Raw genomic sequence first — 26,346 nt, 5'->3', positions numbered from 1 at the left:
TCGGCCGATTCGGCGATCACGCTCCGCTCAGCGCCCGGGCCGTCGCCTCGTCGGCGGGATAGAACGCCTCGATCGCCAGTTCCGACACCGTCACGTCGAGCGGGGTCCCGAAGAGGGTCGTCGTGCTGAAGAACGACAACTCGCCGGCCTCGGTCCGCAACCGCATCGGCACGACCAGCGAATGCGGTTCGACCTCGTCGACCGGATCGTCGCAGGGATAACCGGCGAGTTCGTCGTACAGGCGCAGCAGGACGGGGTCGGCGGTCGCACCGATCTGGTGTTGCAGCCGGGCGAGCAGATGACCGCGCCACTGCCCGAGATCGACGATGCGCGGCGCCAGTCCCTGCGGGTGCAGGGTCAGGCGCAGCACGTTGATCGGCGGTTCCAGCAGTTCCGGAGCGCACCCCTCGACGAACACCCCGACGGCGTCGTTGGAATCGACCATCGTCCAGTGCCGGTCGACGACGAGTGCGGGAAAGGGGTGGTGCGACGACAGGATTCGCGTGATCGCGTCGGAGATCGCCGCCATCGGCATGTCGCCGAGGTGATGCTCGGGGTAGACGGGCGCGTGGCCCGCCGCGACCAGGATGGTGTTGCGTTCGCGCAGCGGGATGTCCAGCCGGTCGCTCAGCTTCAGCACGGTCGCTCGTGACGGGCGGGACCGGCCGGTCTCGACGAAGCTGAGATGCCGCGACGAGATGCCGGCGGTGTGGGCCAGGGCGAGCTGGCTCAGGCCGCGGCGCTCGCGCCATGCCCGCAGCAGGGCTCCGGCGTGGGGAGTGTCGACCGTGGTCATGCACCCGACAGTAGAGCCGGCGGGGAACGGTCACCATTACTTCCGGGGTAATCGATTCCGTGCACGACGAGGCGCAGGGTGGTCCCCATGAACGCATACGCAGTGGCTCATCTCCGCAACGTCGACCTCAACGACGACATCGTCCGGTACATCGAGACCATCGACGACACCCTCGCCCCGTACGACGGACGCTTCCTCGTCCACGGCGTCGACCCCGAAGGGATGGAAGGACCCTTCGAGGGAAACCTCGTGATCATCGAATTCCCCGACGTCGACCGTGCCCGATCATGGTACGAATCCCCGGAGTACCAGGCGATCCTCCCGCTCCGCACCGAGAACTCCGAGGGATGGGCGGTCGTCGTGCAGGGCACACCGCCCGGCTACCGCGCCACACACTTCCTCGACAAGGTGTTCGGCGCTCAGCGGTAGTTCAGGACAGGATGCCGGCCGCCCGGGCCGGTTCGGCGTAGGCCCGCGCCAGCGACTCCACCGTCTCGTGGGCGTTCAACCCGCTCGGATTGGGCACCACCCACAACGGGACGTCGCCGATCGTGTCGTCCTGCCGCCCGGCCTTCGCCTTGCGCCGGCCGAAGGCCGCGCGGTAGGCGGTGATGCCCGCGACCGCCACGGCACGAGGGCGGAACTCGGCCACCACGTTCGCCAGATGGCGCCCGCCCTCACGCAGTTCTTCGTCGGTGAGCTCGTCGGCGCGGGCCGTCGCGCGCGGCGCCAGGTTCGTGATGCCGACACCCCGCTCGAGCAGGTGATCGCGGTCGGCGTCGCTCATGCCGGACGACGCGTCGATCAGCCGGTCGACGATACCGGCGCGGAACAGGGCGGGGTAGAAGCGATTTCCGGGCCGTGCGAAGTGGGCTCCCGTTGCCGCGGTCCACAGTCCCGGATTGATGCCGACGAACAACAGGCGGCAACCGGGCGCGACGAGATCGGGGATCACCGCATCGCGGAAGGACTCGAGTTCGGCTCGTGTGAAACCCATCCACCCAAACTAGCCGGAGCGACGCTCAGTCCGGCGGGAGCCAGGCTCCGTGCAGGCCGGCCGGGACACGGATCGGCAGACGGACCCGCGCGATCGGGCCCGACGCCGGGTCGGTCTCGGGGAAGACGAGGAACCAGCTCGTCATGTCCGCCCGGTCGGTCGCGATCGCGCCCCAGTAGCCGCCCGAATCACCCGAGAGATAGGCCGGTTCGCCGGGGGAGAGGGTCTCGTGCGCCCAGACCGATTCGGTTCCGGACGCCACATCGAACCAGAAGAGCGAATCGGCCGCTCCCGCAGGGAGTTTCTGCGGCCTGCTGCGCCCGATGGTCGCGACGACGGAGTGGCCGAGGGTCATCGACCGATCGTCGATGCGGGGGAACTCGATGTCGCGTTCGTGCAGAGTCGTGCGGGTGATCCCGTTGCGACCGATCACGGCGCGTCGTAGGACGGACCGGTTCGGACCCGTTTTCTCGGTCAACGCGCCCGGATACGCCCACTCCACGTAGTCGAGTGCGACATCGCCGTCGGGCAGGTCGAACGCGTTGGCGGTGTGCCACATCCAGAAGGTGTCGGTCGAGAACCACCGCACCGCCCCGCCGTCGCGGGGGACGAGTGCGACACGCGTTCCGAGCTCCGGCTTCCAGTCGAGCGGCGACCCGCCGGAGAAGATCTGCGAGAGGTCGAATACGAGCGGGGCCAGGACCAGAACGACATAAGTCGGTGTCAGCGCCATGTCGTGGATCATCAACGGCCGGTCGACGCCGTCGATCGGGGTCGGCGCGCGCGTCACCGTCCCGTCCGGTGCGACCACCGACCAGGTCAGATACGGCGGGTCGAGCATGTAGCAGAAGGCGACCATCTCGCCGGTGTGCGGATCGATCTTCGGGTGCGCCGTCAGCCCGACCGGCAGGGTTCCGTCGAAGGTCTCGCGTCCGAGCGTCTCGAGGTCGGAACCCAGGGTGTACGGCGGTGACGCCTCGGCCATCGCCATAAGCCGCCCGCCGTGCTGGACGATGTTGATGTCCGGCAGTTCGCGCATGGTGTTCGCGAGGTCGGGCCCGACCTCCTCTTCGGGAGGGAAGTACGGATCGGTGATGCCGGCCCACAGCGCGCGGCCGGCCTTCTCCTCCGCGACGACCTGCGGGGTCCGCACGAACCGGTTCGTGTAGCGGGCGGTGCCCTCGGAGATCTGCACGCGATGGACCATGCCGTCGCCGTCGATCGGGTAGACGTAGTGGCCGATCGGGTCGAAGCGCGGATTGGGTCCGTTGCGGAGATAGCTTCCGTGCAGATCTGCGGGAAGTTCCCCGTCGACCTCCAGCTCGCGGACGTCCACCTCCTCGCGTTGAGGCGCGAACAGGCCACTGAGATGCGGATGGTGTGCCAGATCGACAGGCGCCGGACGTTGCATGGCGACTCGCTTCGGTGGAGGCGAAATTCTTCCGTGGGGAAATCGTAGGACCGGGAAGGGCGATCGGTTCGTGATTCGGCGCGCCCGATCCGGCACCCGCGGACAGGGGCCGTGCATCGGATAGGGTTGTTGCCTACGTGCAGGACCGATAGTGCGGCCGCACGGCCGCGACGTTAGGGGAAGGTGTGCAGCGCCGGAACGCGATCGGAAACTCCGTCCGGAACACCGGAGGTGGCGAGGCCACGTTGCCGCCGTACACGGATCTTCTCTGGCCGACCGTGCAGGCGGTGATCGAGCTCGGCGGATCCGGCGTCATCGAGGAGATCGATTCCGCCGTGATCGCCCGGACCGGACTGTCCGAGGAAGCACGGGCAGTACTCCACGGCGATGGCCCCGGAACGGAGATCGAATACCGGCTGGCCTGGGCCCGGACGTACCTCAAGGGCATGGGCCTGCTGTCGAACACCCGCCGCGGTGTGTGGAGCGTGACCGACCGCGGCCGCGCCGTGCGCGAGTCGGAGATCAAGCCCATGCAGGTCGCGTACACGGCCGAGAAGCGCCGCAAGCGCATGGTGCGGAACGTCTCGCAGGGCGCCCAGGTCGTGCCGCTCGCAGCCGCCCCCGAGGATCCCGAACTGTGGCGCGAACCGGTCCTCGGCGCCGTCGCCGACCTGTCGGAGGACGGTTTCGAACGGCTCGCCACCGCGGTGCTGCGCGCGGCCGGATTCACCACCCTGACGATTCCGGCGCCGGGCGGATCCCACGCCACCGAGGGCCACGTCGAGGGCACCGGAGTGCTGCGCGTGTCGCTGCTGAGCTTCTCGGTGTTCTTCCGTTTCCTGCGGGCACCGGAGAAGGCGGGTGCCGACGTGGTCCGTGAGTTCCGCGCCGCAATGGTCGGGCGGGGCGAGAAGGGCCTGCTCGTCACCACCGGATCGTTCACCGAGGACGCACGCGCCGAAGCCCACCGGCACGGGGCCCCGCCGATCGATCTCGTCGACGGCGACGGGTTGTGCGATCTGCTCAAGGAGCACGGTCTCGGTGTCCGCTCCACGGTGCGGACGATCGAGGACGTCTCCCTGGTGCCGGCCTTCTTCGCCGAACTGTCCGGCCGCTGACCTCGTAGCGCCGTCGCGATATCGGCTGCCGCGACCTGTCGAATTCCCCGTGTGGCCGGTGGGACGCCTGTGATTGTGATGCAATACGGCGGACGTACGGACGGCAATACGAAGGACAGGTTGCGATGACCTTTTCGCGGCGGGACATGTTGCGGTACGCGACGCTCGGATCGGGCGTCGCGTTGATCTCTGCGCTCGGCGCGCCGGGCCTGGCCCAGGGACGCCCGGTGCTCGGGACGATCATCGACTACTCGGCCGCCGTGCCGTCGCCCTCGTCGATCCGCGCCGCCGGCCATATCGGCGCCATCCGGTACGTGTCCGACGCGCGGCCCGACGCGGCGTGGATGCGCGCCAAGCCGCTCACCGGACGGGAAGCGGACGCGCTGGTCGACAGCGGCCTCGAAGTGGTCTCGTGCTACCAGTACGGCAAGGCCGAGACCGCCGACTGGCTCGGTGGTTACGAGGCCGGTCTGAAGCACGCCCGGCGCGGCCTCGACCTCCACTACGCGGCCGGTGGCCCGGAGAACCGGCCGATCTACGCCTCGATCGACGACAACCCGACCTTCGAGCAGTTCACGCTCCAGGTCGTGCCGTACCTACTGGGCTGGCAGGAAGTGGTCGGCGCCGGAAATCTCGGTGTGTACGCCAACTCGCCGACCATCGACTGGGCGTCGGCGGTCTCCCTCGGGTCCTTCTACTGGCAGCACGACTGGGGCACGCCCAAGGGGTACGTGCATCCGCGAGCGAACCTGCACCAGATCCCGGGCGAGGTCCGGATCGACGGCATCGGCGTCGACATCAACCACGTGCTCACGCCCGACTACGGCCAGTGGTCGCTCGCCGGCAGCGCACCGAGTTCCGCCCCGGGACTCCTGGGAAGTTAGCGCTCGGGTCGGGTCTCGTCGACGGGTCGCACGGAGCGGCCCGGCGGCGGGATGAGGATCGTGAAGACCAGCGCCACCACTGCCGCGCCCACCGCCACCAGGAAGCTGGCGCGGAACCCTTCCAGGGCGGGCACCACGGCGTCGCCGATGCGCTGGGTCATCGCCGCCAGCATCACACCCACCACCGCCGCGGCGCTCGTCGTGCCGATCGACCGCATCAGGGTGTTGAGGCTGTTGGCCGCGGCGGACTCGCGCAACGGCACGGCGCCCATGATGAGCGCGGGCATCGCGGCGTAGGCGAGACCCACACCGGCGCCGATGAGCATCGAGGCGCCGACGATGTGCCAGACCTCCTGGTACAGCACGTACGCCATCAGATAGCCGAGGCCCACCAGTACCGCGCCGCAACCGAGGGTCACGCGAGCCCCGAACCGCGTCGTGATGCGCGCCGAGACGGGGGACAGCGCCATCATGACGAGCCCGGCGGGAGCGAGCGCGATCCCGGCGGTGACCATCGTCTGCCCGAAACCGTAACCGGTCTCCGTCGGCGCCATCAGTAGCTGCGGGAACGCCAGGATGTTCGAGTACATCGAGAAGCCGAGTGCGACCGACGCGAGATTCGTCATGAGGATCGGCCGGCGGGCGGACAGCCGAAGGTCCACGAGCGGTCGCGGTATCCGCAGTTCGTACAGGCCCCAGCCGACGAACACCACGAGTGCCCCGGCGAGCATTCCGAGGGTGGCCGGGGCGGTCCATCCCCAGTCGTTGCCCTTGGTGACAGGCAGGAGCAACAACACGAGGGCGACGGAGAGCAACAGTGCCCCGGCGACGTCGAAGCGTCCCGGATTGCGTTGCGACGACTCGGGCACGACGAACAGGATCGCGGCGATCCCGACGAGGCCGAGGGCCAGCGAGGCGACGAAGAGCATGTGCCAGTCGGTCGCCTGGGCGACGAAGGCCGCGGCGGGCAGGCCGATCGCGCCGCCGACACCCATCGTGGCGCTGATGGTGGCCATGGCGCCCGGGAGTCGCCGGGAGGGCAACTCGTCGCGCAGAATCGCGATACCGAGCGGGATCGCGCCCATCGCGGCGCCCTGGAGTGCCCGACCGACCACGAGCGGAACGAGGGTCGTCGCGAGCGCGCAGACCGCCGAACCGAGCACCATCAGCGACAGCGAGGCCAGCAGCATCCGGCGTTTGCCGAACATGTCGCCGAGGCGACCACTGATCGGAGTGACCACCGCGCCGGCGAGCAGAGTCGCCGTCACGGCCCAGGACGTGTTCTCGGGCGTCGCGCCGACGAGCACCGGCAACCGGGGGAGGAGCGGAACGATCAGGGTCTGCATGAGCGCGACGCTGATACCGACGGTCGCGAGGACCGGCACGATCCCGCGCGGGGCAGGAATCTCCCGGGTGGAGAGCGGTGTCTCTACGGCCATGCGGCTCCTCGGTCCGGGGCCGGGGTGACGCGGCCTACGACGACAATTTGTGCGCAATACGAACGACGCTGCCATCGTGTCTAACACGACGGGGCCGTCGATCCCTAGTGACCTTCCGCCTTCCGGTCCTGCGTGGCCGTTCGACCGGCTCCCGGTGTCAGGACTGACAGTGCTTGTCGGGCTCGGATTCGTCGACAGTGATCGAGAGCGGCGGATGCTCGTCGGGTGCGGAATGATCGCCCCGCCACGCCAGCAGCGACCAGCGCGACAGTCCGGACAGCGCCGAGCCGAGACTCGCGAACGACAGTGACGACAACGCCGAACCGAACGATCCGACGGAGCCGATGGACAGGACCGACCCGCAGCTACCGATCGACAGGATCGAGTACGAGGAACCGATCGACAGGATCGACCGCTCCGAGGCGATCGACAGGATCGAGCGGTGGGAGAGGAGCGAACGGCGGGAATTCACGGACGCGGCGCCGGCTCGGTGCCGCAGACGACGCTGCTTCGACGGGATGCGCGACGCGGGGAAGGCCATGCTCCGGTCTATCACGCCCGACAGCGGCGGGGGAAGAGACGCGAAGGCCGCCGGGAGAAACTCCCCGGCGGCCTTCGGTACGTTCGACGTGATCTGCGTTCGACGTGATCAGGGAACGGCGACGAGACCCACGGTCGGCAGGAAGGTGCACGAACGCGGATCGGCGCCCTCGTCCTGCGTGGTGATTCCACCGGAGATCACCGCGAGGACCTGACCCGAACCGGTGTCGGCGATCGCGCTCAGCGTGGTCGGGCCGTCGGGGTTGATCTTCGCGTCGTTGGTGAGCGGCTGCGTTCCCGTGCGTCCGTTGGAGACGTTGACCCAGCTCAGGGTGAGCGGCTGCTGCTGTTCGCCGGCGGCGGGGGCGGTGCCCAGCGCGGTGAAGACGAAGCCGGTCTGGCCTGCGGCCGGTCCGGGAGGGGGAAGGTGGGACGGACCCGCGACCGCGAGGGCGGTGCCCACGGAGTCCTGGCTGTCGCCGATGCAACCCTTGCCGATCGTCGGGTAGAGGAACTGCGAGATCACCACGGCGCCGGGCTCGGGGATGTCGGGTCCGCCACCGCCGCTGCCGTCGAGGAAGGTGATGACGCGCTGGAGGGTGCTCTTCACGGACTCGGGGAGCTCGGAGTTCGCGAGCAGTTCCTTGGCCTGCGCCAGCAGGTCGTTCTTGCCGTCGGCCGCGTCGGCGACATCGGCGGGGCCTGCGGCCGCACCGATGATCGCGGGCGCGAGGGAAGCCAGGGCCTCGACCTCTTCGGGGTTCGCCCGGACCCCGGCGAGGAGGTCGGTCAACGACTCGACGGAAAGATCGGCGGGAATCTCGAACCGGGGCAGTTCGACGAGCCCTGCCAGATCCGGCAGCGCGGGTGGCGCCGGTTGCGCGACGGCCTGCGTAGGCACGGCCAATCCCGCGGTGGCGGCGAGTGCGCACAGCGTGAGCACCCGTCGCATTCCTCGAGTACGAAGCACTGTTCCCCATCCTTGTCGTTGAAGCATCCGGTTGTTCGGGACGAACGACCGGATGCTGACGGCTCGAGGGGACACTCTATGGACCCCCCGCACACGGGACAAGCCTGCCGTTTCGGAACGGCGCGCCCATCGCTGGTTCGGGATTCTAACCACGGGGTGTTCCGTCCCTCGGTTCCTGTCGAACATAACGCGTCCGACCTGAGAAGATTGTGACTGTAGATGAAATCGTTACGGGAGTGAACTCCGGTTCGTTTGCATGCCTATCGGAACGGTAATCTCCTTCGCCGGGTCCGGTTCACCGGACGGACGTTCGACGGGAGAGGCCGCACCGTAGTGCCACGAGGGTTTCCTTCGCACCGGATGTGGTGGTGCGCGGCGTTACTGGCGCTGTCCGTCGTCGTCCGGCTCGCCTGGGGATTCATCACTCCCAACGGCATGAACCTCGTCGACCTGCACGTCTACGTCGAGGGATCGGCCGCTCTGCTGCAGGGCGACCTCTACGGGTTCACCTATTCGGAGGACACCCCCGACTTCCCCCTGCCGTTCACCTATCCACCCTTCGCCGCCCTCGTCTTCCTGCCCCTGCACCTGATCCCGTTCGGGGTCCTGGGCGTGGCCTGGCAGCTGCTGACGGTCGCGGCGCTGTTCGCCGTCGTGTGGATCTCCCTCGAACTCGTCGTGGGCGCGCGGGCGCGGAGCAGGTCGTGGATCGGTATCGCGATGCTGTGGACGGCTGCGGGCATATGGACCGAGCCGGTACGCACGACCCTCGACTACGGCCAGATCAACGTCTTCCTCGTCCTCGGCGTGATGCTCGCGGCCCGCAGTTCCCGATGGTGGCTGTCGGGTGGACTCGTCGGCGTACTCGCCGGGATCAAGCTCACGCCCGCCATCACCGGGCTCTACTTCCTCGCGCAGAGGCGCTGGCGGGAGGCGGTGTTCTCCGCGGTCGTCTTCGTAGGGACCGTCCTGGTGAGCCTGCTGGTGCTCGGCTCCCAGGCCGCCACCTACTTCGGGTCCCTCTTCGGCGACGCGGACCGGATCGGACCTGTCGTCTCGGTGTGGAACCAGTCGCTGCGCGGAGCGCTGGGTCGTCTCGCGGGTGAGGACGTCGGGCTCGGTCCGGTGTGGCTGGTCGGCGTCGTCGTCTGCGCGGTCCTCGCGTTCGCGGCGTGGCGGTCGCTGGGACCGCTGCCCGACGGAACGCACGACCGTCTCGGCACGCTGCTGATCGTGCAGCTGTTCGGTCTGCTCGTCTCGCCCATCTCGTGGGTCCACCACTGGGTGTGGGTCGTCCCGTTGCTGCTGTGGCTCGTCTACGGGCCACTCGTGCGGTCGCTCGGAGCCCGCATCGTGGCCGCGTGCTGGGCCGCGGTCACGCTGATCGGCGTTCCGTGGGTGCTGAGTACGGCGCAGAACTCGATCTGGGACGTCGAACGTCCCGCCCCGCTCGCCTGGCTCGGCGCCGTCAACGTGGTCGGTGTCCTCGCCGTCTACGTCGTCGTGATCCTCGCCGCCCGGGGACGCGAGGAGCAGGACGAACGGGCGACTACAGACCCGAGCGCCGTGCCTCCTCGTCGATCCGACGCGCAAGAGCCGGATCCGACTCCGTGATGCCACCGGCGGAATGCGTGCTCAACGCGAAGGTCACCTTCCGCCACCTGATGTCGATGTCCGGATGGTGATTCGCCTCCTCGGCGACGACGGCCACCCGGTCGACGAGCGCGATCGCGTCGGGGAAGGTGGGCGCCTCGATGGTGCGGACCAGCGACTGTCCCGCGCGGTGCCAGTGCGGCAACTCGGCGAGCGCGGCGTCGATCTCTCCGTCCGTCAGCAGCTGGGACATGACTCATTCTGGGACGATGCAGGTCATGTCTGCAAGCACATCGTCTGCGAGTACACCGGCGCCCGATGGGCACGTCGTGGCCGGCGCCGTCATCCGGGACGGACGCGTGCTGCTCGCCCAGCGCACGCGGCCCGTCGACCTCGCGGGCCTGTGGGAGTTGCCCGGCGGCAAGGCGGAACCGGGGGAGAGTGTGGAAGCGGCGCTCGTGCGGGAGCTGAGGGAAGAACTCGGTGTCGAGGTGCGCGGTGCGGAGCGGCTGGGGGTCGCGGTGCCGTTGGCCGGAGGCCGCGAGTTGTGTGCCTACAGGGTCGAACTCGTCTCGGGTGATCCCGAGCCGCTGGACCATGCGGCGTTGCGGTGGGTCGACGCGGACGAACTCGAGCAGGTCGATCTCGTCCCGGCTGATCGTGCGTGGATCCCGGACCTACGCGAACATCTGCGGCGCTGAGGTCATACGGCGCATGCCTTGTGGTCAGGCGGCGCGTGCCTTGTCGAGATACTTGCGCAGTTCCTTCTTGCTCAGGCCGTCGTTCTCGACCTTCCTCATGCGCATGACGACGACGGGGCATTTGAGGCACCGCGTCTTCTTGCGGCAGCACTTCTTCTTCGGCTTCAGGCCTGCGACCTTGCTCGCCTTCACCTTCCCCATACGTTCCGCCTGCCTTCCACGGTCCTGCGTGCGGCGAATTCACCGGCGGGCGAAGGTTAGCATCTCCTTACTTGTGAGCCAAGGGGTGCATGTGGTGCCGGATTCGGTGCTTACGTCTCCCGTGGGAGTGTCGAGCGTCACCCTGATCGTCGCCGACCTGCGGGTATCGGATGAGGTAGAAGCGGCGACCGACAAACGGCCTGTAAAGTGTATTGACGGCCGCAGTGCCTGCACGCCGAGAATCGGACGGGGCAGGTAGCTCGCAATCTCGCGTCGCGGCCATCGAGACGAACGCCGTACGGGCGAGGTGCCGACCGGGTCCAGTGCCGTGTGGCCGGACTACAGCCAGGAGAGCTATCGCGTGAGCACCGCTGATTTTCGGAACGTCGCCATCGTGGCGCACGTCGACCATGGAAAGACCACTCTCGTCGACGCCATGTTGCGCCAGTCGGGCGCGTTCGCCGAACGTGCGGAACTCGTCGACCGGGTCATGGACTCGGGCGACCTCGAGCGCGAGAAGGGCATCACCATTCTCGCGAAGAACACCGCGGTGCACCGTCACCACCCGGACGGCACCGTCACTGTCATCAACGTCATCGACACCCCCGGCCACGCCGACTTCGGCGGTGAGGTCGAACGCGGCCTGTCCATGGTCGACGGCGTCGTCCTGCTGGTCGACTCCTCCGAGGGCCCGCTGCCGCAGACCCGCTTCGTGCTCCGCAAGGCGCTCGCCGCGTCGCTGCCGGTGATCCTCGTGGTCAACAAGACCGACCGCCCCGACGCCCGCATCGCCGAGGTCGTCGAGGAGAGCCAGACCCTGCTGCTCGACCTCGCATCCGACCTCGACGACGAGGCCGCCGAAGCCGCCGAGCTCGCCCTCGAGCTACCCGTCCTCTACGCCTCCGGTCGTGAGGGCAAGGCGTCGAAGAAGCAGCCCGAGAACGGCCAGGTCCCCGACGCCGAGAACCTCGACGAGCTCTTCGAGGTCCTCATGGAGTGCATCCCCGCACCCAAGGGTGATCCGTCGGCGCCGCTGCAGGCGCACGTCACCAACCTCGACGCCTCCGAGTTCCTCGGTCGTCTCGCGCTGCTGCGCATCCACCAGGGTGAGCTGCGCAAGGGCCAGACCGTCGCGTGGATGCACGCCGACGGCGTCAAGAACGTCAAGATCACCGAGCTGCTCAAGACCGTCGGTGTCGAACGGCAGCCGGGCGAGGTCGCGGTCGCCGGCGACATCGTCGCCGTGGCCGGTATCCCGGAGATCATGATCGGCGACACGCTCGCCGATCCGGAGAACCCGGTGGCGCTGCCGCGCATCACCGTCGACGAGCCGGCCATCTCGATGGTCATCGGCACCAACACCTCGCCGCTCGTCGGCCGGGTCAAGGGCCACAAGCTCACCGCCCGCATGGTGAAGACGCGGCTCGACTCCGAGCTCGTCGGCAACGTCTCGCTGCGCGTCCTCGACATCGGACGCCCCGACGCGTGGGAGGTGCAGGGCCGAGGCGAACTCGCCCTGGCCATCCTCGTCGAGCAGATGCGCCGTGAAGGCTTCGAGCTGACCGTCGGCAAGCCGCAGGTGGTCACCCGCACCATCGACGGCAAGCTGCACGAGCCCTACGAGGAGCTGACCATCGACAGCCCCGAGGAGCACCTCGGCGCCATCACCCAGCTGCTCGCGAACCGCAAGGGCAAGATGGTCCAGATGACCAACCAGGGCACCGGTTGGGTTCGTATGGAGTTCATCATCCCGTCGCGCGGTCTGATCGGTTTCCGTACCGACTTCCTCACGGAGACCCGCGGCACCGGCATCTCGAACGCCATCTTCCACGGTTACGCGCCGTGGGCCGGCGAGATCCGCGCCCGCCACACGGGTTCGCTCGTCTCCGACCGTGCCGGTTCGGTCACCCCGTTCGCGATGATCCAGCTCGCCGACCGCGGCACCTTCTTCGTCGAACCGGGCAGCGACACCTACGAGGGCCACGTCGTGGGCATCAACCCGCGCGCCGAGGACCTCGACATCAACGTCACCCGCGAGAAGAAGCTCACCAACATGCGCTCTTCGACCGCCGACGTGATGGAGACCCTCGCCAAGCCGATCGAGCTGACCCTCGAGGCAGCGCTCGAGTTCTGTGCTGCGGACGAGTGCGTCGAGGTCACGCCGGAGGACGTGCGCGTGCGCAAGCTGCACCTCTCGCAGACCGACCGTGCGCGTGCGCGGTCGCGGGAGAAGGCCCGTAACAAGTAGTCCAGGTGTGGGGGGGCCCCGGCGAGCGCATGCTGGCCGGGGCCACCCCACGTACCACCTGCCTCACGGAAGGAGCCCGAGTGTCGCGTACGCGCGCTCGTCGCCGACTGATCGGGGCGACGGCCGGCCTGGCCGTGGCTGCGCTGGTCCTCACCGGTTGCACCGCCGACCCGCCGCCGCCCATCGAGCAGACGGAGCCGACCACGACCCCGGCTCCCGCTCCGAAGCGCAGCACGGTGGTGGTCGCGATCGACGAGGTCGGTTCGGGCTTCAACCCCCACCTGCTCGCAGACCAGTCGCCCGTCGCGAACGCCGTCGCCGAACTCGTCCTCCCGAGTGCCTTCCGAGCCGTGCCCGATCCGGAGAATCCCGCTGCAGCACTGTGGGTTCCGGACGACTCGCTGCTGCTGTCCGCCGAGGTCACCGACGAGGCGCCGTTCACCATCACCTACCGCCTGCGCGACGAGGCCCAGTGGTCGGACGGAGCGCCGATCGCTGCCGAGGACTTCCGGTATCTGTGGCGGCAGATGATCACCCAGCCTGGCGTGGTCGATCCTGCCGGCTACCGCCTCATCGACGACATCCGATCGTCGGGCGGAGGCAAGACCGTCACCGTCACTCTTCGCGAGCCGTATCCGGCCTGGCGCGAACTGTTCACGAATCTCCTGCCCGCGCACCTGGTCAAGGACACTCCGGGTGGCTTTTCCACCGGCCTGTCCGAGACGATTCCCGTGTCCGGCGCGCGATTCCACGTCGACAACGTCGACCGGGGGCGCGCCGAGGTGCTGCTCGAACGCAACGACCGGTTCTGGGGCACCCCGGCCGGACCCGACGAACTGATCATGCGCCGCGCCGGCACCGACGCCCAGGTGACCGAATCGGTGCGCAGCGACGACGCCCAGGTGGTCCAGAGCGCGGGCGGTGTCGCTCTCGAGGCGCAGCTCGCCGCCGTGCCGGGTGTGCGGACCGGCGTCCAGCTCCAGCCGCGCACCCTCGAGCTGACCCTCAACACACGCACCGCCGAACTTGCCGACCCCGGAGTCCGACGAGGCGTTATCGACCTGCTCGATCCCGAGCTGCTCGGGCTCGTCGCGACGGCCGACAGCACCGAGGTCGTGCGAGCTCGTGCCCAGGTGCTCGCGCCGTCCGATCCGGGATACACCGACACGATGCCGGCGCGTCTGCCCCGGGAGCAGGCCCTCGGACGTCTCGCCGAGGCCGGATATCTGCCCGTCCCGCCTGTCGTGCCCCCGGTGCCGGCAGGCCCTGACGCACCCGGCCCCGAAGCACCGGAGGCCGCTGCACCGGAGACCGAGGCATCCGAGACGGGGACATCCGAGACGGCGGCGCCGACGAGCGCGACTCCCGGACCGAGAACTCCCGACGGACCGGCCCTGTCCGAGGGTGCCCTGGCCCGGGCCGGCGTGCCGTTGACGCTGGTCGTGGGCGTGCCGGAGGGCGACGAGACCGCCCGCGCCGTCGCACGCACCGCCGTCGACCTGTGGCGGGGCGCCGGGATCGATGCGTCGGTCGACGCACTGCCTCCCGACGAGCTGTACGGCGAAGCCCTCGTCGGGGGCAGTGTGCACGCGGTCGTCGGCTGGATGCGTGCCGGTGGAGACCCCGCCACCGCCGCGCTGTCCCGATTCGGATGCGTCCCGGTGGCCGCAGCACCCACGGCAGCGGGGGAGGATCTGCCGACCGCGCCCGGGCCCGACCTGCCGGCGCAGCCCGACGCCGCCGGGACGACGGAGGCTGCCCGACCCTCGGACTCCGCGACCACCACGCTCGACGAGGACGACGTCGAGGAACGTGAGGACGCGCTCGCAGCGCAACTCGAGGCTCCGAGCAACCTCTCGGGAGCGTGCGATCCGGGTCTCGAACCCGATCTGCTGGCAGCGCTGAACGGCACCACCGACCCGGCGAAGGTCGTCGCCGACGCGCAGGCCAGGCTGTGGGATCTCGCGGTGAACCTGCCGATCCTGCAGGACCGGGCCGTCGTCGCCGCCGGTCCGGGCGTCGAGAACGTCTCGCTGACAGCCGCTGTCGCCACCGGTATTCTCGGCGACGCCCATCTGTGGGGAAGGACCACACCGTGACCGATGCTCCGGGAACTCTCCCCGACGTTGCGGATCGACGACTTCTGCTCGTCCACGCCCATCCCGACGACGAAACCCTCACGACCGGCGGCACCATCGCCCGGTACGTCGCCGAGGGCGCCGAGGTCACCGTCGTGACCTGCACGCTCGGCGAGGAGGGCGAAGTGATCGGCGACGAGTGGGCCCAGCTCACCGCCGACCGCGCCGATCAGCTCGGCGGATACCGCATCCTCGAACTCACCCGGGCGCTCGACGCGCTCGGCGTCGACCGACCGCGTTTCCTCGGCGGTGCCGGGCACTGGCGCGACTCCGGGATGGCGGGCACACCGTCCGCCGACAATCCTCGTGCCTGGGTCAACGCCGACCACGATGAGGCGGTCGAAGCGCTCGTCGCCGTGATCCGCGAGACGCGTCCGCACGTGGTCGTCACCTACGACCCGTTCGGTGGCTACGGGCATCCCGACCACATCGCGGTGCACGAACGGGTGACCGCGGCCGTCGAAGCGGCCGGCACCGAGGACTATCCGTCCGCCGGGGCGGCGTGGACCCCCGCGAAGGTGTACTGGACCGTCGCCGAACGATCCGCGCTCGAACGCGGCATCGCCGCCATGGGCACGCTGCCCGAGGGCTGGCGCCGACCGGATGCCGGCGAACTGCCGAGCGTGCCCGACGACGAGGTCACCACCGTCGTCGACGTCCGCTCGGTTCTCGACGCGAAGCGGACCGCGATGGCCGCGCACGCGACCCAGGTGCTGGTCGCGGAGGACGGCGAGCAGTTCGTGCTCTCCAACCTCGTCGCCCAGCCCGTCTTCGACCAGGAGCACTTCGTGCTCGTGCGCGGGCAGCTCGGCCTGACCGACTCCACGGGACGAGAGGACGACCTCTTCTCCGGCATCGGCTAGTGTGATCCGAGTCATCAACGAGGCTGTAGGTGGTTCGCGTCACCCGGCCTCGCGCATCACGCAGGCACACCGTGCAGGGGGTTGTCGATGTACAACTGGTCCGTCCAGAACCAGATCGTCGCGTTCGTGGATTCGTTGAGGCCGTACGCCGACGAGATCCGGGCCGACTACTGGCACGCCCTGTACTCCTTCGCGGACCAGCAGAGCGCGCTGCTCACCATGCTCGGATACCCGCCGGTTCCCTGACGTCCCGTGCGTGGGTCGCGGATGGTTCCGCGGACCCCGGTTGCGCTCGGGCGCGTCCGGTAGCGCACCATCGAAGCATGACGGTCGATCCAGCAACCGCTGCACCCCTCGCGTCACCGGCGGACATCCAGCCCCGCCGGGGGCTCGTCGCGCTGCTCGTGCTCGACGGTGCGCTGTGCGCCCTGTTGTCGGTCTTCTATCTCGGCGTGTACATCGCCGGGGTGCCCTTCCCGATCACCATCCTGCTGGCCGGCGTCGTCAACCTGCTCCTCGTGATGGCGGTTCGCGCCGAGACCGGATCCCTGCGCAGCGCGGCTCTGCCGCTGCTGGCCTGGGCCGTCGTCTTCCTCGTCTGCCTCGTGGGTGGGCCGGGCGGCGACCAGCTCGCGCTCGGCGACTGGCGGACCCTGCTGCTGCCCGTGGCCGCGCTCGCCCCCGCCGGCGGGTACCTGTTCTCGGCCCGCATCAAGGAGATCACCCGGGCAGTGGGAGGGACGCAGCCCGCGCCGCGTCCCTGAGCACCTCGGTCACCATCTCCTTCGTCAACCGGCCTGTGAAGGTGTTCTGCTGGCTGACGTGATAGCAACCGAACAGGTGCAACGGGTGCTCCCGTGCCTCGGTGGAGGCCAGCAGCGCATGCGCGCCGTGCCCGAACTTCGGGCGGGGAACCGGGATCGTCCACCCCGCCGCCGACAGGACCGGTAGCAGCGCCTGCCACCCGAATCCGCCGAGCACGACGACCGACCGCAACGTGGGGGAGAGCAGGTCCAGTTCCTGTTCGAGCCAGTGCCGGCAGGTGTCGCGTTCGACGACCGTGGGGCGATTGGCCGGTGGCGCGCAGTGCACCGGCGACGTGATGCGCGTGCCGAACAGCTCGAGGCCGTCGCCGATGTGCGTCGCGGTCGGTTGCGACGCGAGTCCCGCGTCGTACAGGGCCGCGTACAGCACGTCACCCGACCGGTCTCCCGTGAACATCCGTCCCGTGCGGTTCCCGCCGTGCGCGGCGGGCGCCAGCCCGACGATCAGCAGCGACGCATCGGCCGGGCCGAAGCCGGGGACGGGCCGGCCCCAGTACTCCTCGTCGCGGAAGGCTGCTCGTTTCTCCCGCGCGACCTGCTCACGCCATGCGACCAGCCGCGGACACGCGTGGCAGTCGACGAGTGCGTCGTCGAGTTCGGCCAGCGTCGCCGGGGGAGTGCCGTGCAGGGGGCCTTTGCCGGAAGAGGGCTTCATCGGTCGATCCATGCTTCTCCCATACCCGGTGTGACCTCCTGGACAAGCGCCCACGCCTCGTCCACGGGGATGTCGATCACCTCGTAGCGTCCCGCACCCGCCGGGGTCGCCGCGACGACGGTCGCGAGACCGGCACGGCGCTGGAAGAAGGTCTGCCGCACCGTCCAGCCGATCACACCGTCCGCGTCGAGGCAGATGCGCTGCCGGTCGATCGAGCCGCTGCGGGCGACGAGATGCCCGTCGACGACGGCGTGGCCGAGACCCCGGTAGCGGTCCTGCGCCAGCGAGCACGCCCCCGCGACCAGCACCACGACCACCGTGGCGATCACAGCGAACGGCACGTGCCGGTCGGTGACGGTCAGGGCGACGAGCCCGGCGGCGACCACGACGGCCACCGGCCACAGCGTCCGCGTGTAACGGCGACGACGTGCACGGGGGCCGTGCCTGCGCAGCGGAACCTCGAGTGGCAGCCGTCCGGTGAGCACCTCGGCCGCGACCCGCCGGACCTCCTCGTCGGGCGCCGACGGCAGGACCAGCGACGAACCGCCCTGCTGCGCGGTCCTGCCCGTCATGACGGCGTCGAGCCGCGCGGCGCCGACGAGCCGCAGTGCCAGCGGTTCGTGCAGCGCGACCCCGCGCAGCCGCGCCCGGTCGAGGGTGGTGTGACGGGTGGTGAGCAGGCCGTGCGCGATGCGCAGGACCCGGTGGTCGTCGGTCACCCGCAGATCGCCGTAGAGCAGCAGATACCGCACGCACGCGGCCGGGCTGGCGACGAGCACGACGACCAGCACGAGGATCACGAGCGCGACCACCAGGCCGAGGTCCTCCGCGGTCTCCACCGCGCGGCGGACGACCTGCGATTCGGCGATCCACCGGCCGAGCCCGAACTGGAAGGCGGCACCGGCGATGGCCGCGACGGCGAGCAGTCCCGTCGTGGAGAACGGCGCGTAGCGCACCCAGGCCGGGTCGAATCGTGCCAGCTGACGCTCGGCGACGGCAGCAGTCGAGGTCGTCTCGGCCGGCATGTCGTCCTGCTGCCCACCCCTCAGGAGAACGGCACGGAGCTCGGGGACTGCTGCGATCGGGAGGCCGTTGAGTTCGAACCGGTTGCGATCGGCGCCCCCGCTCTGGCCCGTGCCGATCTTCACGACCGCGAGGCCCAGCACGCGATGCAGGAGGCGTTGCTCGACGTCCACCGACCGGATGCGGCTGCGGGGGATCGACAACTCGCGTCGTTGCAGCAGGCCGCGGCGGAGTTCGACGTGCTGCGGTCCCACGCGGTAGGTGGTGGTGAACCAGCGCAGCAGACCGACCAGCACGAGCACGCCCGTCGCTGCGAGGCCCCACACGGGATTGCCGCTGGTGGTCCCGATGACGAACGAGCCGGCGAGGACGGGCAGCAGGCGCAGGATCTCCTCGATCGGGTGGATCAGCAGCATCCGGCGATCGAGGCGCGACCACGGCACCTCCTCGTCCGTGCCGGTCCCGGGTGCGACGGCCTCGTTCATGTCGCGTCCGCCTCCGAGCTTGCGGCGAGCGTGGTCAGACGGGCGACGGTCTCGTCGGCGACCCGGCTGTCGAGCCCGACGATCTCCACCGCACCCGCCGCTGAGGCGGTGGTGACGGTGACGGTGGTCAGGTCGAGCCACCGGTCGAGCGGACCCCGCTCGGTGTCGACGGTCTGGATCCGGGAGATCGGTGCGATGCGGTGTTCCTGCGTCCACCAGCCCGAACGCGTGTAGACCGCGGTCTCGTCCATCTCCCAGCGATGGACGCGGTATCGCCAGACCGGCACCACCGCGACGTGGAGTCCACCGAGCACGACGGTCGCCGCCGCGGCGGTGATGTGCCATCCCGCGCCCACCGGCGCGACGAGCGCCCACACGACCTGCGCGACGACCAGCGGCAGCCACATCGAGGCCGCGCTCACGGCCCACAGCACACGCGACTTCGGGCTCGGCCGCCACGACGGCTCCCTCATCACCACACCCGTCACCGCGGTACCGTCGGCCGGCCCCGCCGGCGTGCTCTCGGCCGGCCTCACCGATGTGTCCTCGACCGGCCCCGCCGGTGCACCCTCGTCGTCCTCCACCCGCTCCTCCTGCTCCATCGGGCCCCGTGTCCGGTTCCACGCTAGGCTGGGATCCGTAGAACCCGGCCGGACTCGCCCGATCCGACCTCGCGATCGGGCCCTGTGAGGAGGAGATCGCAATGACGGAGTCGAATGCGCTCGACATCGAGATCCAGTCCGACAACGATTCCGAGGCCGACCGGCTCGAGCAGGCCACTCCCGTCTACGACGATCCTGCCGACGACCTGCCTTCGGATGTGCCCCTCGAGGCCGACCCGGCAGACACCTACGAGCAGTCCCGCGAAGTCCCGGCGGACGACGACTACCCGCGCGAATAGACCCCGAAGTGGCATGGGGGTGCTCGTAGGCGCATGATCGGGCGCATGACCGATTCCGCAGACGACACCCCGCAGTCCGCGATGCTCCCGACCCCCACCGTGCGTCCCGGCGCTGCGCACCGATCCGCGGCGACTCCCTCGGGAATGCGTCGAGCGCTGCGCCGGGCTCGCGACGGGGTCGCACTGAACGTGGACGAAGCGACGGTCCTGCTGCAGGCCCGGGGCGCCGATCTCGAGGATCTCTGTGCGTCGGCGGCGCGGGTGCGCGATGCCGGCCTTCTCGCGGAGGGTCGATCCGGCACGGTCACCTACTCGCGCAAGGTCTTCGTCCCCATCACCCGGCTGTGCCGGGACCGATGCCACTACTGCACCTTCGTCACCGTCCCCGGCAAGCTCCGCGCCGAGGGTCACGGCATGTACCTCGAACCCGACGAGATCCTCGAGATCGCCCGTCAGGGAGCCGAACTGGGTTGCAAGGAAGCCCTGTTCACACTCGGCGACCGGCCCGAGGACCGGTGGCCCGAAGCGAAGCAGTGGCTCGACGAGCGCGGCTACGACTCCACCCTCGACTACGTCCGAGCGATGGCGATCCGCGTCCTCGAGGAGACCGGTCTGCTGCCGCACCTCAATCCCGGGGTGATGAGCTGGGCCGAGATCTCGCGGCTGAAGCCGGTCGCCCCGTCCATGGGCATGATGCTCGAGACCACCTCCGAACGGTTGTTCACCGAGAAGGGTCAGTGCCACTACGGCAGCCCCGACAAGGATCCGGCGGTGCGGCTGCGGGTGCTCACCGATGCGGGCCGACTCGCGGTGCCGTTCACCACCGGCATCCTCGTCGGCATCGGTGAGGACTTCACCGAGCGTGCCGAATCGATCCATGCGATCCGCAAGTCGCACAAGGCATTCGGTCACATTCAGGAAGTGATCGTCCAGAACTTCCGCGCCAAGGACGACACCGCGATGCGCGAGCACGACGACGCCGATCTCGACGAGTTCCTCGCCGCGATCGCCGTCGCCCGGCTCGTCCTCGGGCCGGGCATGCGCATCCAGGCCCCGCCGAATCTCGTCTCACTCGACGAGTGCCGCGCGCTGCTCGGGGCGGGTGTCGACGACTGGGGTGGTGTCTCGCCGTTGACGCCCGATCACGTCAATCCCGAACGGCCCTGGCCGAATCTCGACACCCTGGCGCGCCTGAGCTCCGAGGCCGGCTTCGAGCTCACCGAGCGGATCGCCGCGCAGCCGAAGTACGTGCTCGCCGGGCAACCGTGGATCGATCCGCGCATCACCGCGCACGTGCACGCCCTCGCCGATCCGGCCACGGGCCTCGCGCGCGAGGTGATCCCGTCCGGACTGCCCTGGCAGGAGCCCGACATCGACTGGGAGTCGTCGGGCCGCGTCGATCTGAACTCCGAGATCGACGTGACCGGACGCAACACCGAGCACCGGTCCGATCTCGGGAGCGCCTTCGGCGACTGGGAGACCGTCCGCGAGCAGGTGCTCGAGCTGGGCGCCTCCGCACCGGTGCGGCTCGACAGCGACGTGCTCTCGGCGCTGCGCTCCGCGGAACGGGATCCGGGCGGTTGCACCGAAGCGGAGTACATCGCCCTCGCCAACGCCGACGGCGCCGGTCTCGAAGCGCTCGTGGCGCTCGCCGACCAGCTGCGCCGCGACACCGTCGGCGACGACGTCACCTACGTCGTCAACCGGAACATCAACTTCACCAACATCTGCTACACCGGCTGCCGGTTCTGCGCCTTCGCGCAGCGCAAGGGCGACGCCGACGCGTTCACCCTGTCGGCGAGCGAGGTCGCCGACCGCGCCTGGGAGGCGCACGTCGCCGGCGCCACCGAGGTGTGCATGCAGGGCGGCATCGACCCGGAACTGCCGGTGACCGGCTACGCCGATCTCGTCCGCGCCGTCAAGGCACGGGTGCCGTCGATGCACGTCCACGCCTTCTCGCCGATGGAGATCGTCAACGGTGTCGCGCGCAGTGGCACGTCGATCCGGGACTGGCTCACCGAACTGCGTGAGGCCGGGCTCGACACCATCCCGGGCACCGCCGCGGAGATCCTCGACGACGAGGTGCGGTGGGTGCTCACCAAGGGCAAGCTCCCGACCGCCGAGTGGATCGAGGTGGTGACCACCGCGCACGAGGTGGGCCTGCGCTCGAGCTCGACGATGATGTACGGGCACGTCGACCAGCCGCACCACTGGGTCGGCCACCTCGAGGTGATCCGTGGAATCCAGGACCGCACAGGCGGATTCACCGAGTTCGTGCTGCTGCCCTTCGTGCACCAGTCGTCGCCGTTGTATCTGGCCGGCGCGTCGCGTCCCGGCCCGACCATGCGCGACAACCGTGCCGCGCACGCCCTCGCGCGGGTCATGCTGCACGGCCGGATCGACAACATCCAGACCAGCTGGGTCAAGCTGGGCGTCGCCGGAACGCAGGCCATGCTCGAGGGTGGGGCGAACGATCTCGGCGGCACGCTCATGGAGGAGACGATCTCGCGCATGGCGGGCTCGCAGCACGGCTCGGAGAAGACCGTCGCCGAACTGGTCGCGATCGCCGAGGGCATCGGGCGGCCGGCGCGCCGGCGGACCACCGCGTACACGCCGATCGAGCTTCCGGTCACCTCGGGCTGAGCCTTCACGGCGGCCGGCACTCCGAAGTAGGTAACCCTTACTCCGGAGGCCTACGGTGGGTCGGGGGATACTGGAGGACCGTGGGCGCCGAGGGTGCCCGCTCGGGCGAGACCGCGCAGGTCGGCGGGCTTACAGAGAGGCAGGGAGAACAGCAGTGACGTACACGATTGCGGAACCGTGCGTGGACGTGTTGGACAAGGCATGCATCGAGGAGTGCCCCGTCGACTGCATCTACGAGGGCGGTCGCATGCTGTACATCCACCCCGACGAGTGCGTCGACTGCGGTGCGTGCGAGCCCGTGTGCCCCGTCGAAGCGATCTTCTACGAGGACGACGTCCCGGACGAGTGGTCCGAGTACGTCAAGGCCAACGTCGACTTCTTCAACGATCTCGGCTCGCCCGGTGGCGCCGCGAAGCTCGGCAAGGTCGACTACGACCCGCCGTTCGTCAAGAACCTCCCTCCCATGGGCGAAGAGTGACGAACGGACCGGTGGAACTTTCGTGAGCACGCGTATCCGCCGTTCGGTGGCGAAGGGCCTGCCGGACTTCCCCTGGGACTCCCTGACCGACGCGAAGGCGAAGGCAGCGGCGCATCCCGACGGCATCGTCAACCTGTCGGTGGGCACACCGGTCGACCCGGTCGCCCCCGTGATCCGGGAGGCGCTCGTCTCCGTCGCGGAGGAGCCGGGTTATCCGACCACCCACGGCACCGTCGCACTTCGGCGGGCGGCCGTGGGTGCGCTCGAACGTCGCTACGGCATCACCGGTCTCGACGACTCGGCGATCCTGCCGGCGATCGGCACCAAGGAGATGATCGCCTGGCTGCCGTCGCTGCTCGGCCTCGGTGCCGACGATCTCGTCGTGATCCCCGAACTGGCGTACCCGACCTACGAGGTGGGCGGCCTGCTCGCCGGTGCCCGCATCATCCGCGCCGACGGGCTGACCCGCCTCGGCCCCGAGGTCGCGTCGCTGGTCTTCGTGAACTCGCCGTCGAACCCCACCGGCAAGGTGCTCGGACCCGACCACCTGCGCAAGGTCGTCGACTGGGCGCGCAGCCGCAACGCGATCGTCGTCTCCGACGAGTGCTATCTCGGGCTCACCTGGGAGGGTGAGGCCCTGTCGATCCTGCACCCGAGCGTGTGCGGGGGCGACCACACCAACCTCCTCGCGGTGCACTCGCTGTCGAAGACTTCGAATCTCGCGAGCTACCGGGCCGGTTTCGTCACCGGCGACGCCGACCTCGTCGCCGACCTGCTCGAGGTCCGCAAGCACTCCGGCATGATGCTGCCGCTGCCGATCCAGGCCGCGATGACCGCGGCACTGAACGACGACGAGCACGAGAACGCCCAGCGCGAGAAGTACCGCAAGCGTCGCGAGGTGCTCCTCGAGGCCGTGCGCGGCGCCGGCTTCACCGTCGACCATTCGGAGGCGGGCCTGTACCTGTGGGCGACGCGCGGTGAGGAATGCCGCGCGACCGTCGACTGGTTCGCCGAACGCGGCATCCTCGTCGCGCCCGGTGAGTTCTACGGTCCCGGTGGTGTCCTGCACGTCCGGATCGCGCTCACCGCAACCGACGACGCCATCGACGCCGCCGCTGCCCGACTGCGTGGATAGAGCGCAGCCTCCGGCTCCGCTGGGCGGATAGTCGCAGCCACTGATGTGACAGCGTCGACGCACCGCCCGGCGAGCGGCTCGCCGGTAGATTGGCCCCGTGAGTTCGTCCGGTGAGGATCCGCTGCTGTGGGTGCTCTACGTCGCCGTGGTGGCCATCGCTGCGGTGAGCGCGTCGCGCTCCCACTCGGGAAGCTCCGCGCACGCGACGACGCGATCGTTCTGGTGGCCCCCACCCGTCGCGGCGACGATCCTGTGGTCGGTGGTCGCGGTGGCCTCACTCGCGCGGCTCGTCTTCCCCGGACTGCTCGACGTCTTCCGGCGGCAGCCGGTCCGCACCCGTGACCGGGGGGAGTGGTGGCGTGTCCTCACCGCCGGTCTGATCGAGGACGGCGGTGTGCTCCTCACCGTCGTGAACCTGCTGTTGCTCGCGGTGGTCGCCGTCGCGATCGTGCAGGTGTGGGGGTGGTACCGCGCCCTCGGGTTGTTCCTGGTCGGCCAGGTGCTGTGGGGGTTGTTCACCACCTTCGTCTTCCCGTCCGACGGCGCGGGAACGACCGGCGCGACGCTCGCCTCGGCCGCGACCCTCGCGGGACTGTGGCCGGTCGTCGGAGCGACCCGCTCGCTGCTCGTCGCCTCCGCGGCGACCTTCCTTCTCGGTGTGGTCCTCGTGATCGCGGGCGACGCGCACGGCGTGGCCGTCCTCATCGGAATGCTGCTGGGCGCGGTCCTGGCCACTGTGCTTCCCCCGGCACATCTCGCGCGGACATCGATGTCCGCGGCGCGCGGCGACATCCACACCTGACCGCCACACCCGACCGCCTCCGCGAGGCTGCGGGAGCGATATGGAATCGTGGCTGCTGTGTCTGCACTGCTTCGTTCGCTGAACCCGCTGGCCGTCGCGCGCGGCGACGATCTCCCGGACGCCGTTCGTATCGACGGCCACACCTTCTCCCGCAGCGATCTGCTCGGCGCGGCCACCGCGGTCGCGGCGCGGGTGGCACGCGCCGATCGGGTGGCCGTGCTCGCCACTCCGAGCGCGACCACCGTCGTCGCCGTGACCGGTGCCCTGCTCGCCGGGACGACCGTGGTGCCGGTGCCGCCGGATTCGGGGCCCGCCGAACTCGCCCACATCCTGACGGATTCGGGTGCGCAGGCCTGGCTCGGTCCGGCGCCGGAGGTGCAGCATCCCGACGTTCCACAGCTGCCGAGCCTGCCGGTCCGCCTGCACGCCCGCGACTGGCACCACCTGCCCGAGCCGAACCCCGCGCGAATCGCGTTCGTGCTCTACACCTCCGGTACCACCGGCGCTCCGAAGGGCGTGCTGCTGAGCCGCCGGGCGATCGCCGCGGGCATCGACGCGCTCGCCGAGGCGTGGGCCTGGACCGAGCGCGACACGCTCGTCCACGGACTGCCGCTGTTCCACGTGCACGGACTCGTGCTCGGTGTGGTCGGGGCCCTGCGTGTGGGCAGCCGGCTGATCCACACGGGCAAGCCCACCCCGCAGGCCTACGCCGAAGCGCAGGGATCCCTCTACTTCGGGGTGCCGACGGTGTGGACACGCGTCGTCGAGGACGAGGACTCCGCCCGCGCGCTCAGCGGCGCGCGACTGCTCGTCTCGGGCAGCGCGCCGCTGCCGGTGCCGGTCTTCGAACGACTGCGTGAGCTCACGGGGCTGGTTCCGATCGAGCGCTACGGCATGAGCGAGACGATGCTGACCCTCAGCACGCGGGTCGACGGCGAGCGCCGTCCCGGCTGGGTCGGCACGCCGGTGGCCGGGGTCGAGACGCGACTGCGCGACGAGCAGGGCCGCGACGTGCCCCACGACGGGGAGAGCATCGGTGTCCTGCAGGTGCGTGGACCGATGCTCTTCGACGGCTACCTGAACAGGCCGGAGGCCACTGCGGCCGCGTGGACCGAGGACGGATGGTTCGTCACCGGCGACGTGGCGGCCGTCGACGAGGGTGGATTCCACCGCATCGTGGGTCGCGAGTCGACCGATCTGATCAAGACCGGCGGGTTCCGGGTCGGTGCGGGGGAGATCGAGACCGTTCTGCTCGGCCATCCCGCTGTGCGGGAGGTGGCCGTGGTGGGCCTGCCCGACGACGACCTCGGTCAGCGGATCGTCGCGTTCGTGGTGCCCGCCGCCGACGGCTCGGAGGTCGACGAATCGGAACTGATCGACCTTGTCGCACAACAGCTCTCCGTGCACAAGCGGCCCCGGGAGGTGCGTGTGGTGAGCGACCTTCCGCGCAACGCGATGGGCAAGGTGCAGAAGAAGAAACTGGGCTGACAGGGTCGGTGGG

The 26,346-nt window shown here is 69.7% G+C and carries 27 protein-coding genes; 16 read left to right on the top strand and 11 right to left on the bottom strand.

The features are described from left to right. Window positions 1-16: 16 nt before the first annotated feature. Window positions 17-796, bottom strand: a complete 780-nt coding sequence (locus ACWPOC_RS08720) for a helix-turn-helix domain-containing protein (RefSeq protein ID WP_455408418.1) — start codon at window positions 794-796, stop codon at window positions 17-19. Between the two features lie 87 nt (window positions 797-883). Between ACWPOC_RS08720 and ACWPOC_RS08715 the strand changes: the two genes are divergently transcribed. Beyond that, the gene (locus tag ACWPOC_RS08715; protein WP_006550595.1) at window positions 884-1,225 is read left to right on the top strand and encodes a DUF1330 domain-containing protein; all 342 of its coding nucleotides are present in this window, start codon (window positions 884-886) and stop codon (window positions 1,223-1,225) included. Window position 1,226: 1 nt separating this feature from the next. Here ACWPOC_RS08715 and mug read toward each other — a convergent pair whose 3' ends face one another. Continuing rightward, the gene (mug, locus tag ACWPOC_RS08710) at window positions 1,227-1,793 is read right to left on the bottom strand and encodes a G/U mismatch-specific DNA glycosylase (RefSeq protein WP_060651724.1); all 567 of its coding nucleotides are present in this window, start codon (window positions 1,791-1,793) and stop codon (window positions 1,227-1,229) included. A gap of 25 nt (window positions 1,794-1,818) precedes the next feature. Next, entirely contained in the window at window positions 1,819-3,204 is a 1,386-nt protein-coding gene (locus tag ACWPOC_RS08705; protein WP_455408417.1) for a carotenoid oxygenase family protein, read from the bottom strand. A 185-nt stretch (window positions 3,205-3,389) separates the two neighbouring features. On the opposite strand from ACWPOC_RS08705, the gene ACWPOC_RS08700 reads away from it, so the two are divergent. Continuing rightward, on the top strand, window positions 3,390-4,322 hold the full coding sequence (locus tag ACWPOC_RS08700) for a winged helix-turn-helix domain-containing protein (RefSeq protein ID WP_455408416.1): 933 nt from the start codon (window positions 3,390-3,392) through the stop codon (window positions 4,320-4,322). 125 nt (window positions 4,323-4,447) lie between these two features. Beyond that, window positions 4,448-5,206 carry a DUF1906 domain-containing protein gene (locus ACWPOC_RS08695; protein ID WP_174247071.1) on the top strand — a complete coding sequence of 253 codons (759 nt, stop codon included), beginning with the start codon at window positions 4,448-4,450 and terminating at the stop codon, window positions 5,204-5,206. Here ACWPOC_RS08695 and ACWPOC_RS08690 read toward each other — a convergent pair. From ACWPOC_RS08690 to ACWPOC_RS08680, 3 genes are all read right to left on the bottom strand, one after another. Beyond that, window positions 5,203-6,645 (bottom strand): MFS transporter, encoded by a 1,443-nt coding sequence (locus tag ACWPOC_RS08690; protein WP_120281853.1) that lies wholly within the window; start codon window positions 6,643-6,645, stop codon window positions 5,203-5,205. The two genes, ACWPOC_RS08695 and ACWPOC_RS08690, sit on opposite strands and share 4 nt — an antisense overlap. A gap of 157 nt (window positions 6,646-6,802) precedes the next feature. After that, the gene (locus ACWPOC_RS08685) at window positions 6,803-7,186 is read right to left on the bottom strand and encodes a hypothetical protein (protein WP_120281854.1); all 384 of its coding nucleotides are present in this window, start codon (window positions 7,184-7,186) and stop codon (window positions 6,803-6,805) included. Window positions 7,187-7,294: 108 nt separating this feature from the next. Beyond that, window positions 7,295-8,137, bottom strand: coding sequence for an Rv1157c family protein (locus tag ACWPOC_RS08680; protein WP_120281855.1), 843 nt, complete (start codon window positions 8,135-8,137; stop codon window positions 7,295-7,297). A 378-nt stretch (window positions 8,138-8,515) separates the two neighbouring features. On the opposite strand from ACWPOC_RS08680, the gene ACWPOC_RS08675 reads away from it, so the two are divergent. Next, window positions 8,516-9,769, top strand: a complete 1,254-nt coding sequence (locus ACWPOC_RS08675; RefSeq protein WP_120281856.1) for a mannosyltransferase — start codon at window positions 8,516-8,518, stop codon at window positions 9,767-9,769. Here ACWPOC_RS08675 and ACWPOC_RS08670 read toward each other — a convergent pair. Continuing rightward, window positions 9,705-10,001: a 4a-hydroxytetrahydrobiopterin dehydratase gene (locus ACWPOC_RS08670; RefSeq protein WP_006550586.1), complete on the bottom strand. Its 297-nt coding sequence runs from the start codon at window positions 9,999-10,001 to the stop codon at window positions 9,705-9,707. The genes ACWPOC_RS08675 and ACWPOC_RS08670 overlap by 65 nt on opposite strands. A 25-nt stretch (window positions 10,002-10,026) precedes the next feature. Here ACWPOC_RS08670 and ACWPOC_RS08665 point away from each other — a divergent pair, with 25 nt between their 5' ends. After that, window positions 10,027-10,449, top strand: coding sequence for a (deoxy)nucleoside triphosphate pyrophosphohydrolase (locus ACWPOC_RS08665; RefSeq protein ID WP_183070665.1), 423 nt, complete (start codon window positions 10,027-10,029; stop codon window positions 10,447-10,449). A gap of 24 nt (window positions 10,450-10,473) precedes the next feature. On the opposite strand, the gene ACWPOC_RS08660 is transcribed toward ACWPOC_RS08665, so the two are convergent. Then, entirely contained in the window at window positions 10,474-10,650 is a 177-nt protein-coding gene (locus tag ACWPOC_RS08660) for a hypothetical protein (RefSeq protein WP_095092009.1), read from the bottom strand. A 361-nt stretch (window positions 10,651-11,011) separates the two neighbouring features. Between ACWPOC_RS08660 and typA the strand changes: the two genes are divergently transcribed. The 5 genes from typA to ACWPOC_RS08635 all read left to right on the top strand — a co-directional run bounded on the left by typA (window position 11,012) and on the right by ACWPOC_RS08635 (window position 16,663). Continuing rightward, complete coding sequence (gene typA / locus ACWPOC_RS08655) at window positions 11,012-12,898, top strand: translational GTPase TypA (RefSeq protein WP_006550583.1); 1,887 nt, start codon at window positions 11,012-11,014, stop codon at window positions 12,896-12,898. Between the two features lie 29 nt (window positions 12,899-12,927). Next, window positions 12,928-14,997, top strand: a complete 2,070-nt coding sequence (locus ACWPOC_RS08650; protein ID WP_455408475.1) for an ABC transporter family substrate-binding protein — start codon at window positions 12,928-12,930, stop codon at window positions 14,995-14,997. Beyond that, window positions 14,976-15,899 carry an N-acetyl-1-D-myo-inositol-2-amino-2-deoxy-alpha-D-glucopyranoside deacetylase gene (gene mshB / locus ACWPOC_RS08645; RefSeq protein WP_455408415.1) on the top strand — a complete coding sequence of 308 codons (924 nt, stop codon included), beginning with the start codon at window positions 14,976-14,978 and terminating at the stop codon, window positions 15,897-15,899. Before ACWPOC_RS08650 ends, mshB begins: the two co-directional genes overlap by 22 nt. Window positions 15,900-15,986: 87 nt before the next feature. Next, window positions 15,987-16,145, top strand: a complete 159-nt coding sequence (locus ACWPOC_RS08640) for a hypothetical protein (RefSeq protein WP_016693616.1) — start codon at window positions 15,987-15,989, stop codon at window positions 16,143-16,145. Window positions 16,146-16,222: 77 nt separating this feature from the next. Beyond that, on the top strand, window positions 16,223-16,663 hold the full coding sequence (locus ACWPOC_RS08635) for a hypothetical protein (protein WP_120281859.1): 441 nt from the start codon (window positions 16,223-16,225) through the stop codon (window positions 16,661-16,663). Here ACWPOC_RS08635 and ACWPOC_RS08630 read toward each other — a convergent pair. From ACWPOC_RS08630 to ACWPOC_RS08620, 3 genes are read right to left on the bottom strand one after another with little or no spacing between them, the layout of a single operon-like run. Then, window positions 16,620-17,378, bottom strand: coding sequence for a uracil-DNA glycosylase (locus tag ACWPOC_RS08630; RefSeq protein WP_120281860.1), 759 nt, complete (start codon window positions 17,376-17,378; stop codon window positions 16,620-16,622). The two genes, ACWPOC_RS08635 and ACWPOC_RS08630, sit on opposite strands and share 44 nt — an antisense overlap. After that, a complete protein-coding gene (locus tag ACWPOC_RS08625; RefSeq protein WP_455408414.1) occupies window positions 17,375-18,886 on the bottom strand; it encodes a PH domain-containing protein in 1,512 nt (503 codons plus the stop codon). Before ACWPOC_RS08625 ends, ACWPOC_RS08630 begins: the two co-directional genes overlap by 4 nt. Next, window positions 18,883-19,488: a PH domain-containing protein gene (locus ACWPOC_RS08620; RefSeq protein ID WP_455408413.1), complete on the bottom strand. Its 606-nt coding sequence runs from the start codon at window positions 19,486-19,488 to the stop codon at window positions 18,883-18,885. Before ACWPOC_RS08620 ends, ACWPOC_RS08625 begins: the two co-directional genes overlap by 4 nt. Before the next feature lie 101 nt (window positions 19,489-19,589). Here ACWPOC_RS08620 and ACWPOC_RS08615 point away from each other — a divergent pair, with 101 nt between their 5' ends. From ACWPOC_RS08615 to ACWPOC_RS08590, 6 genes are all read left to right on the top strand, one after another. Further along, entirely contained in the window at window positions 19,590-19,787 is a 198-nt protein-coding gene (locus ACWPOC_RS08615) for a hypothetical protein (RefSeq protein WP_120281862.1), read from the top strand. A gap of 45 nt (window positions 19,788-19,832) precedes the next feature. Beyond that, entirely contained in the window at window positions 19,833-22,430 is a 2,598-nt protein-coding gene (locus tag ACWPOC_RS08610; RefSeq protein WP_455408412.1) for a bifunctional FO biosynthesis protein CofGH, read from the top strand. Window positions 22,431-22,584: 154 nt separating this feature from the next. Beyond that, window positions 22,585-22,908 carry a ferredoxin gene (gene fdxA, locus ACWPOC_RS08605; RefSeq protein WP_006550573.1) on the top strand — a complete coding sequence of 108 codons (324 nt, stop codon included), beginning with the start codon at window positions 22,585-22,587 and terminating at the stop codon, window positions 22,906-22,908. A 22-nt stretch (window positions 22,909-22,930) separates the two neighbouring features. Next, window positions 22,931-24,043 (top strand): succinyldiaminopimelate transaminase, encoded by a 1,113-nt coding sequence (dapC, locus tag ACWPOC_RS08600; protein WP_455408411.1) that lies wholly within the window; start codon window positions 22,931-22,933, stop codon window positions 24,041-24,043. 97 nt (window positions 24,044-24,140) lie between these two features. Next, a complete protein-coding gene (locus tag ACWPOC_RS08595; protein WP_455408410.1) occupies window positions 24,141-24,845 on the top strand; it encodes a rhomboid family intramembrane serine protease in 705 nt (234 codons plus the stop codon). 57 nt (window positions 24,846-24,902) lie between these two features. Further along, window positions 24,903-26,333, top strand: coding sequence for an acyl-CoA synthetase (locus tag ACWPOC_RS08590; RefSeq protein ID WP_159418903.1), 1,431 nt, complete (start codon window positions 24,903-24,905; stop codon window positions 26,331-26,333). The last annotated feature ends 13 nt before the right edge of the window (window positions 26,334-26,346 follow it).

Source organism: Rhodococcus sp. 5G237, assembly GCF_053764735.1.
The sequence above is the reverse complement of the archived record's forward strand: the minus strand, read 5'-3'. Positions and strand labels throughout refer to the sequence as shown.

Bases quoted from the DNA above. Each gene is read 5' to 3' on its own strand.
- ACWPOC_RS08720 (WP_455408418.1), bottom strand. From the start codon at position 796: ATGACCACGGTCGACACTCCCCACGCCGGAGCCCTGCTGCGGGCATGG.
- ACWPOC_RS08715 (WP_006550595.1), top strand. From the start codon at position 884: ATGAACGCATACGCAGTGGCTCATCTCCGCAACGTCGACCTCAACGAC.
- mug (WP_060651724.1), bottom strand. From the start codon at position 1,793: ATGGGTTTCACACGAGCCGAACTCGAGTCCTTCCGCGATGCGGTGATC.
- ACWPOC_RS08705 (WP_455408417.1), bottom strand. From the start codon at position 3,204: ATGCAACGTCCGGCGCCTGTCGATCTGGCACACCATCCGCATCTCAGT.
- ACWPOC_RS08695 (WP_174247071.1), top strand. From the start codon at position 4,448: ATGACCTTTTCGCGGCGGGACATGTTGCGGTACGCGACGCTCGGATCG.
- ACWPOC_RS08690 (WP_120281853.1), bottom strand. From the start codon at position 6,645: ATGGCCGTAGAGACACCGCTCTCCACCCGGGAGATTCCTGCCCCGCGC.
- ACWPOC_RS08685 (WP_120281854.1), bottom strand. From the start codon at position 7,186: ATGGCCTTCCCCGCGTCGCGCATCCCGTCGAAGCAGCGTCGTCTGCGG.
- ACWPOC_RS08680 (WP_120281855.1), bottom strand. From the start codon at position 8,137: ATGCGACGGGTGCTCACGCTGTGCGCACTCGCCGCCACCGCGGGATTG.
- ACWPOC_RS08675 (WP_120281856.1), top strand. From the start codon at position 8,516: ATGTGGTGGTGCGCGGCGTTACTGGCGCTGTCCGTCGTCGTCCGGCTC.
- ACWPOC_RS08670 (WP_006550586.1), bottom strand. From the start codon at position 10,001: ATGTCCCAGCTGCTGACGGACGGAGAGATCGACGCCGCGCTCGCCGAG.
- ACWPOC_RS08665 (WP_183070665.1), top strand. From the start codon at position 10,027: ATGTCTGCAAGCACATCGTCTGCGAGTACACCGGCGCCCGATGGGCAC.
- ACWPOC_RS08660 (WP_095092009.1), bottom strand. From the start codon at position 10,650: ATGGGGAAGGTGAAGGCGAGCAAGGTCGCAGGCCTGAAGCCGAAGAAG.
- ACWPOC_RS08650 (WP_455408475.1), top strand. From the start codon at position 12,928: ATGCTGGCCGGGGCCACCCCACGTACCACCTGCCTCACGGAAGGAGCC.
- ACWPOC_RS08640 (WP_016693616.1), top strand. From the start codon at position 15,987: ATGTACAACTGGTCCGTCCAGAACCAGATCGTCGCGTTCGTGGATTCG.
- ACWPOC_RS08635 (WP_120281859.1), top strand. From the start codon at position 16,223: ATGACGGTCGATCCAGCAACCGCTGCACCCCTCGCGTCACCGGCGGAC.
- ACWPOC_RS08630 (WP_120281860.1), bottom strand. From the start codon at position 17,378: ATGAAGCCCTCTTCCGGCAAAGGCCCCCTGCACGGCACTCCCCCGGCG.
- ACWPOC_RS08625 (WP_455408414.1), bottom strand. From the start codon at position 18,886: ATGAACGAGGCCGTCGCACCCGGGACCGGCACGGACGAGGAGGTGCCG.
- ACWPOC_RS08620 (WP_455408413.1), bottom strand. From the start codon at position 19,488: ATGGAGCAGGAGGAGCGGGTGGAGGACGACGAGGGTGCACCGGCGGGG.
- ACWPOC_RS08615 (WP_120281862.1), top strand. From the start codon at position 19,590: ATGACGGAGTCGAATGCGCTCGACATCGAGATCCAGTCCGACAACGAT.
- ACWPOC_RS08610 (WP_455408412.1), top strand. From the start codon at position 19,833: ATGACCGATTCCGCAGACGACACCCCGCAGTCCGCGATGCTCCCGACC.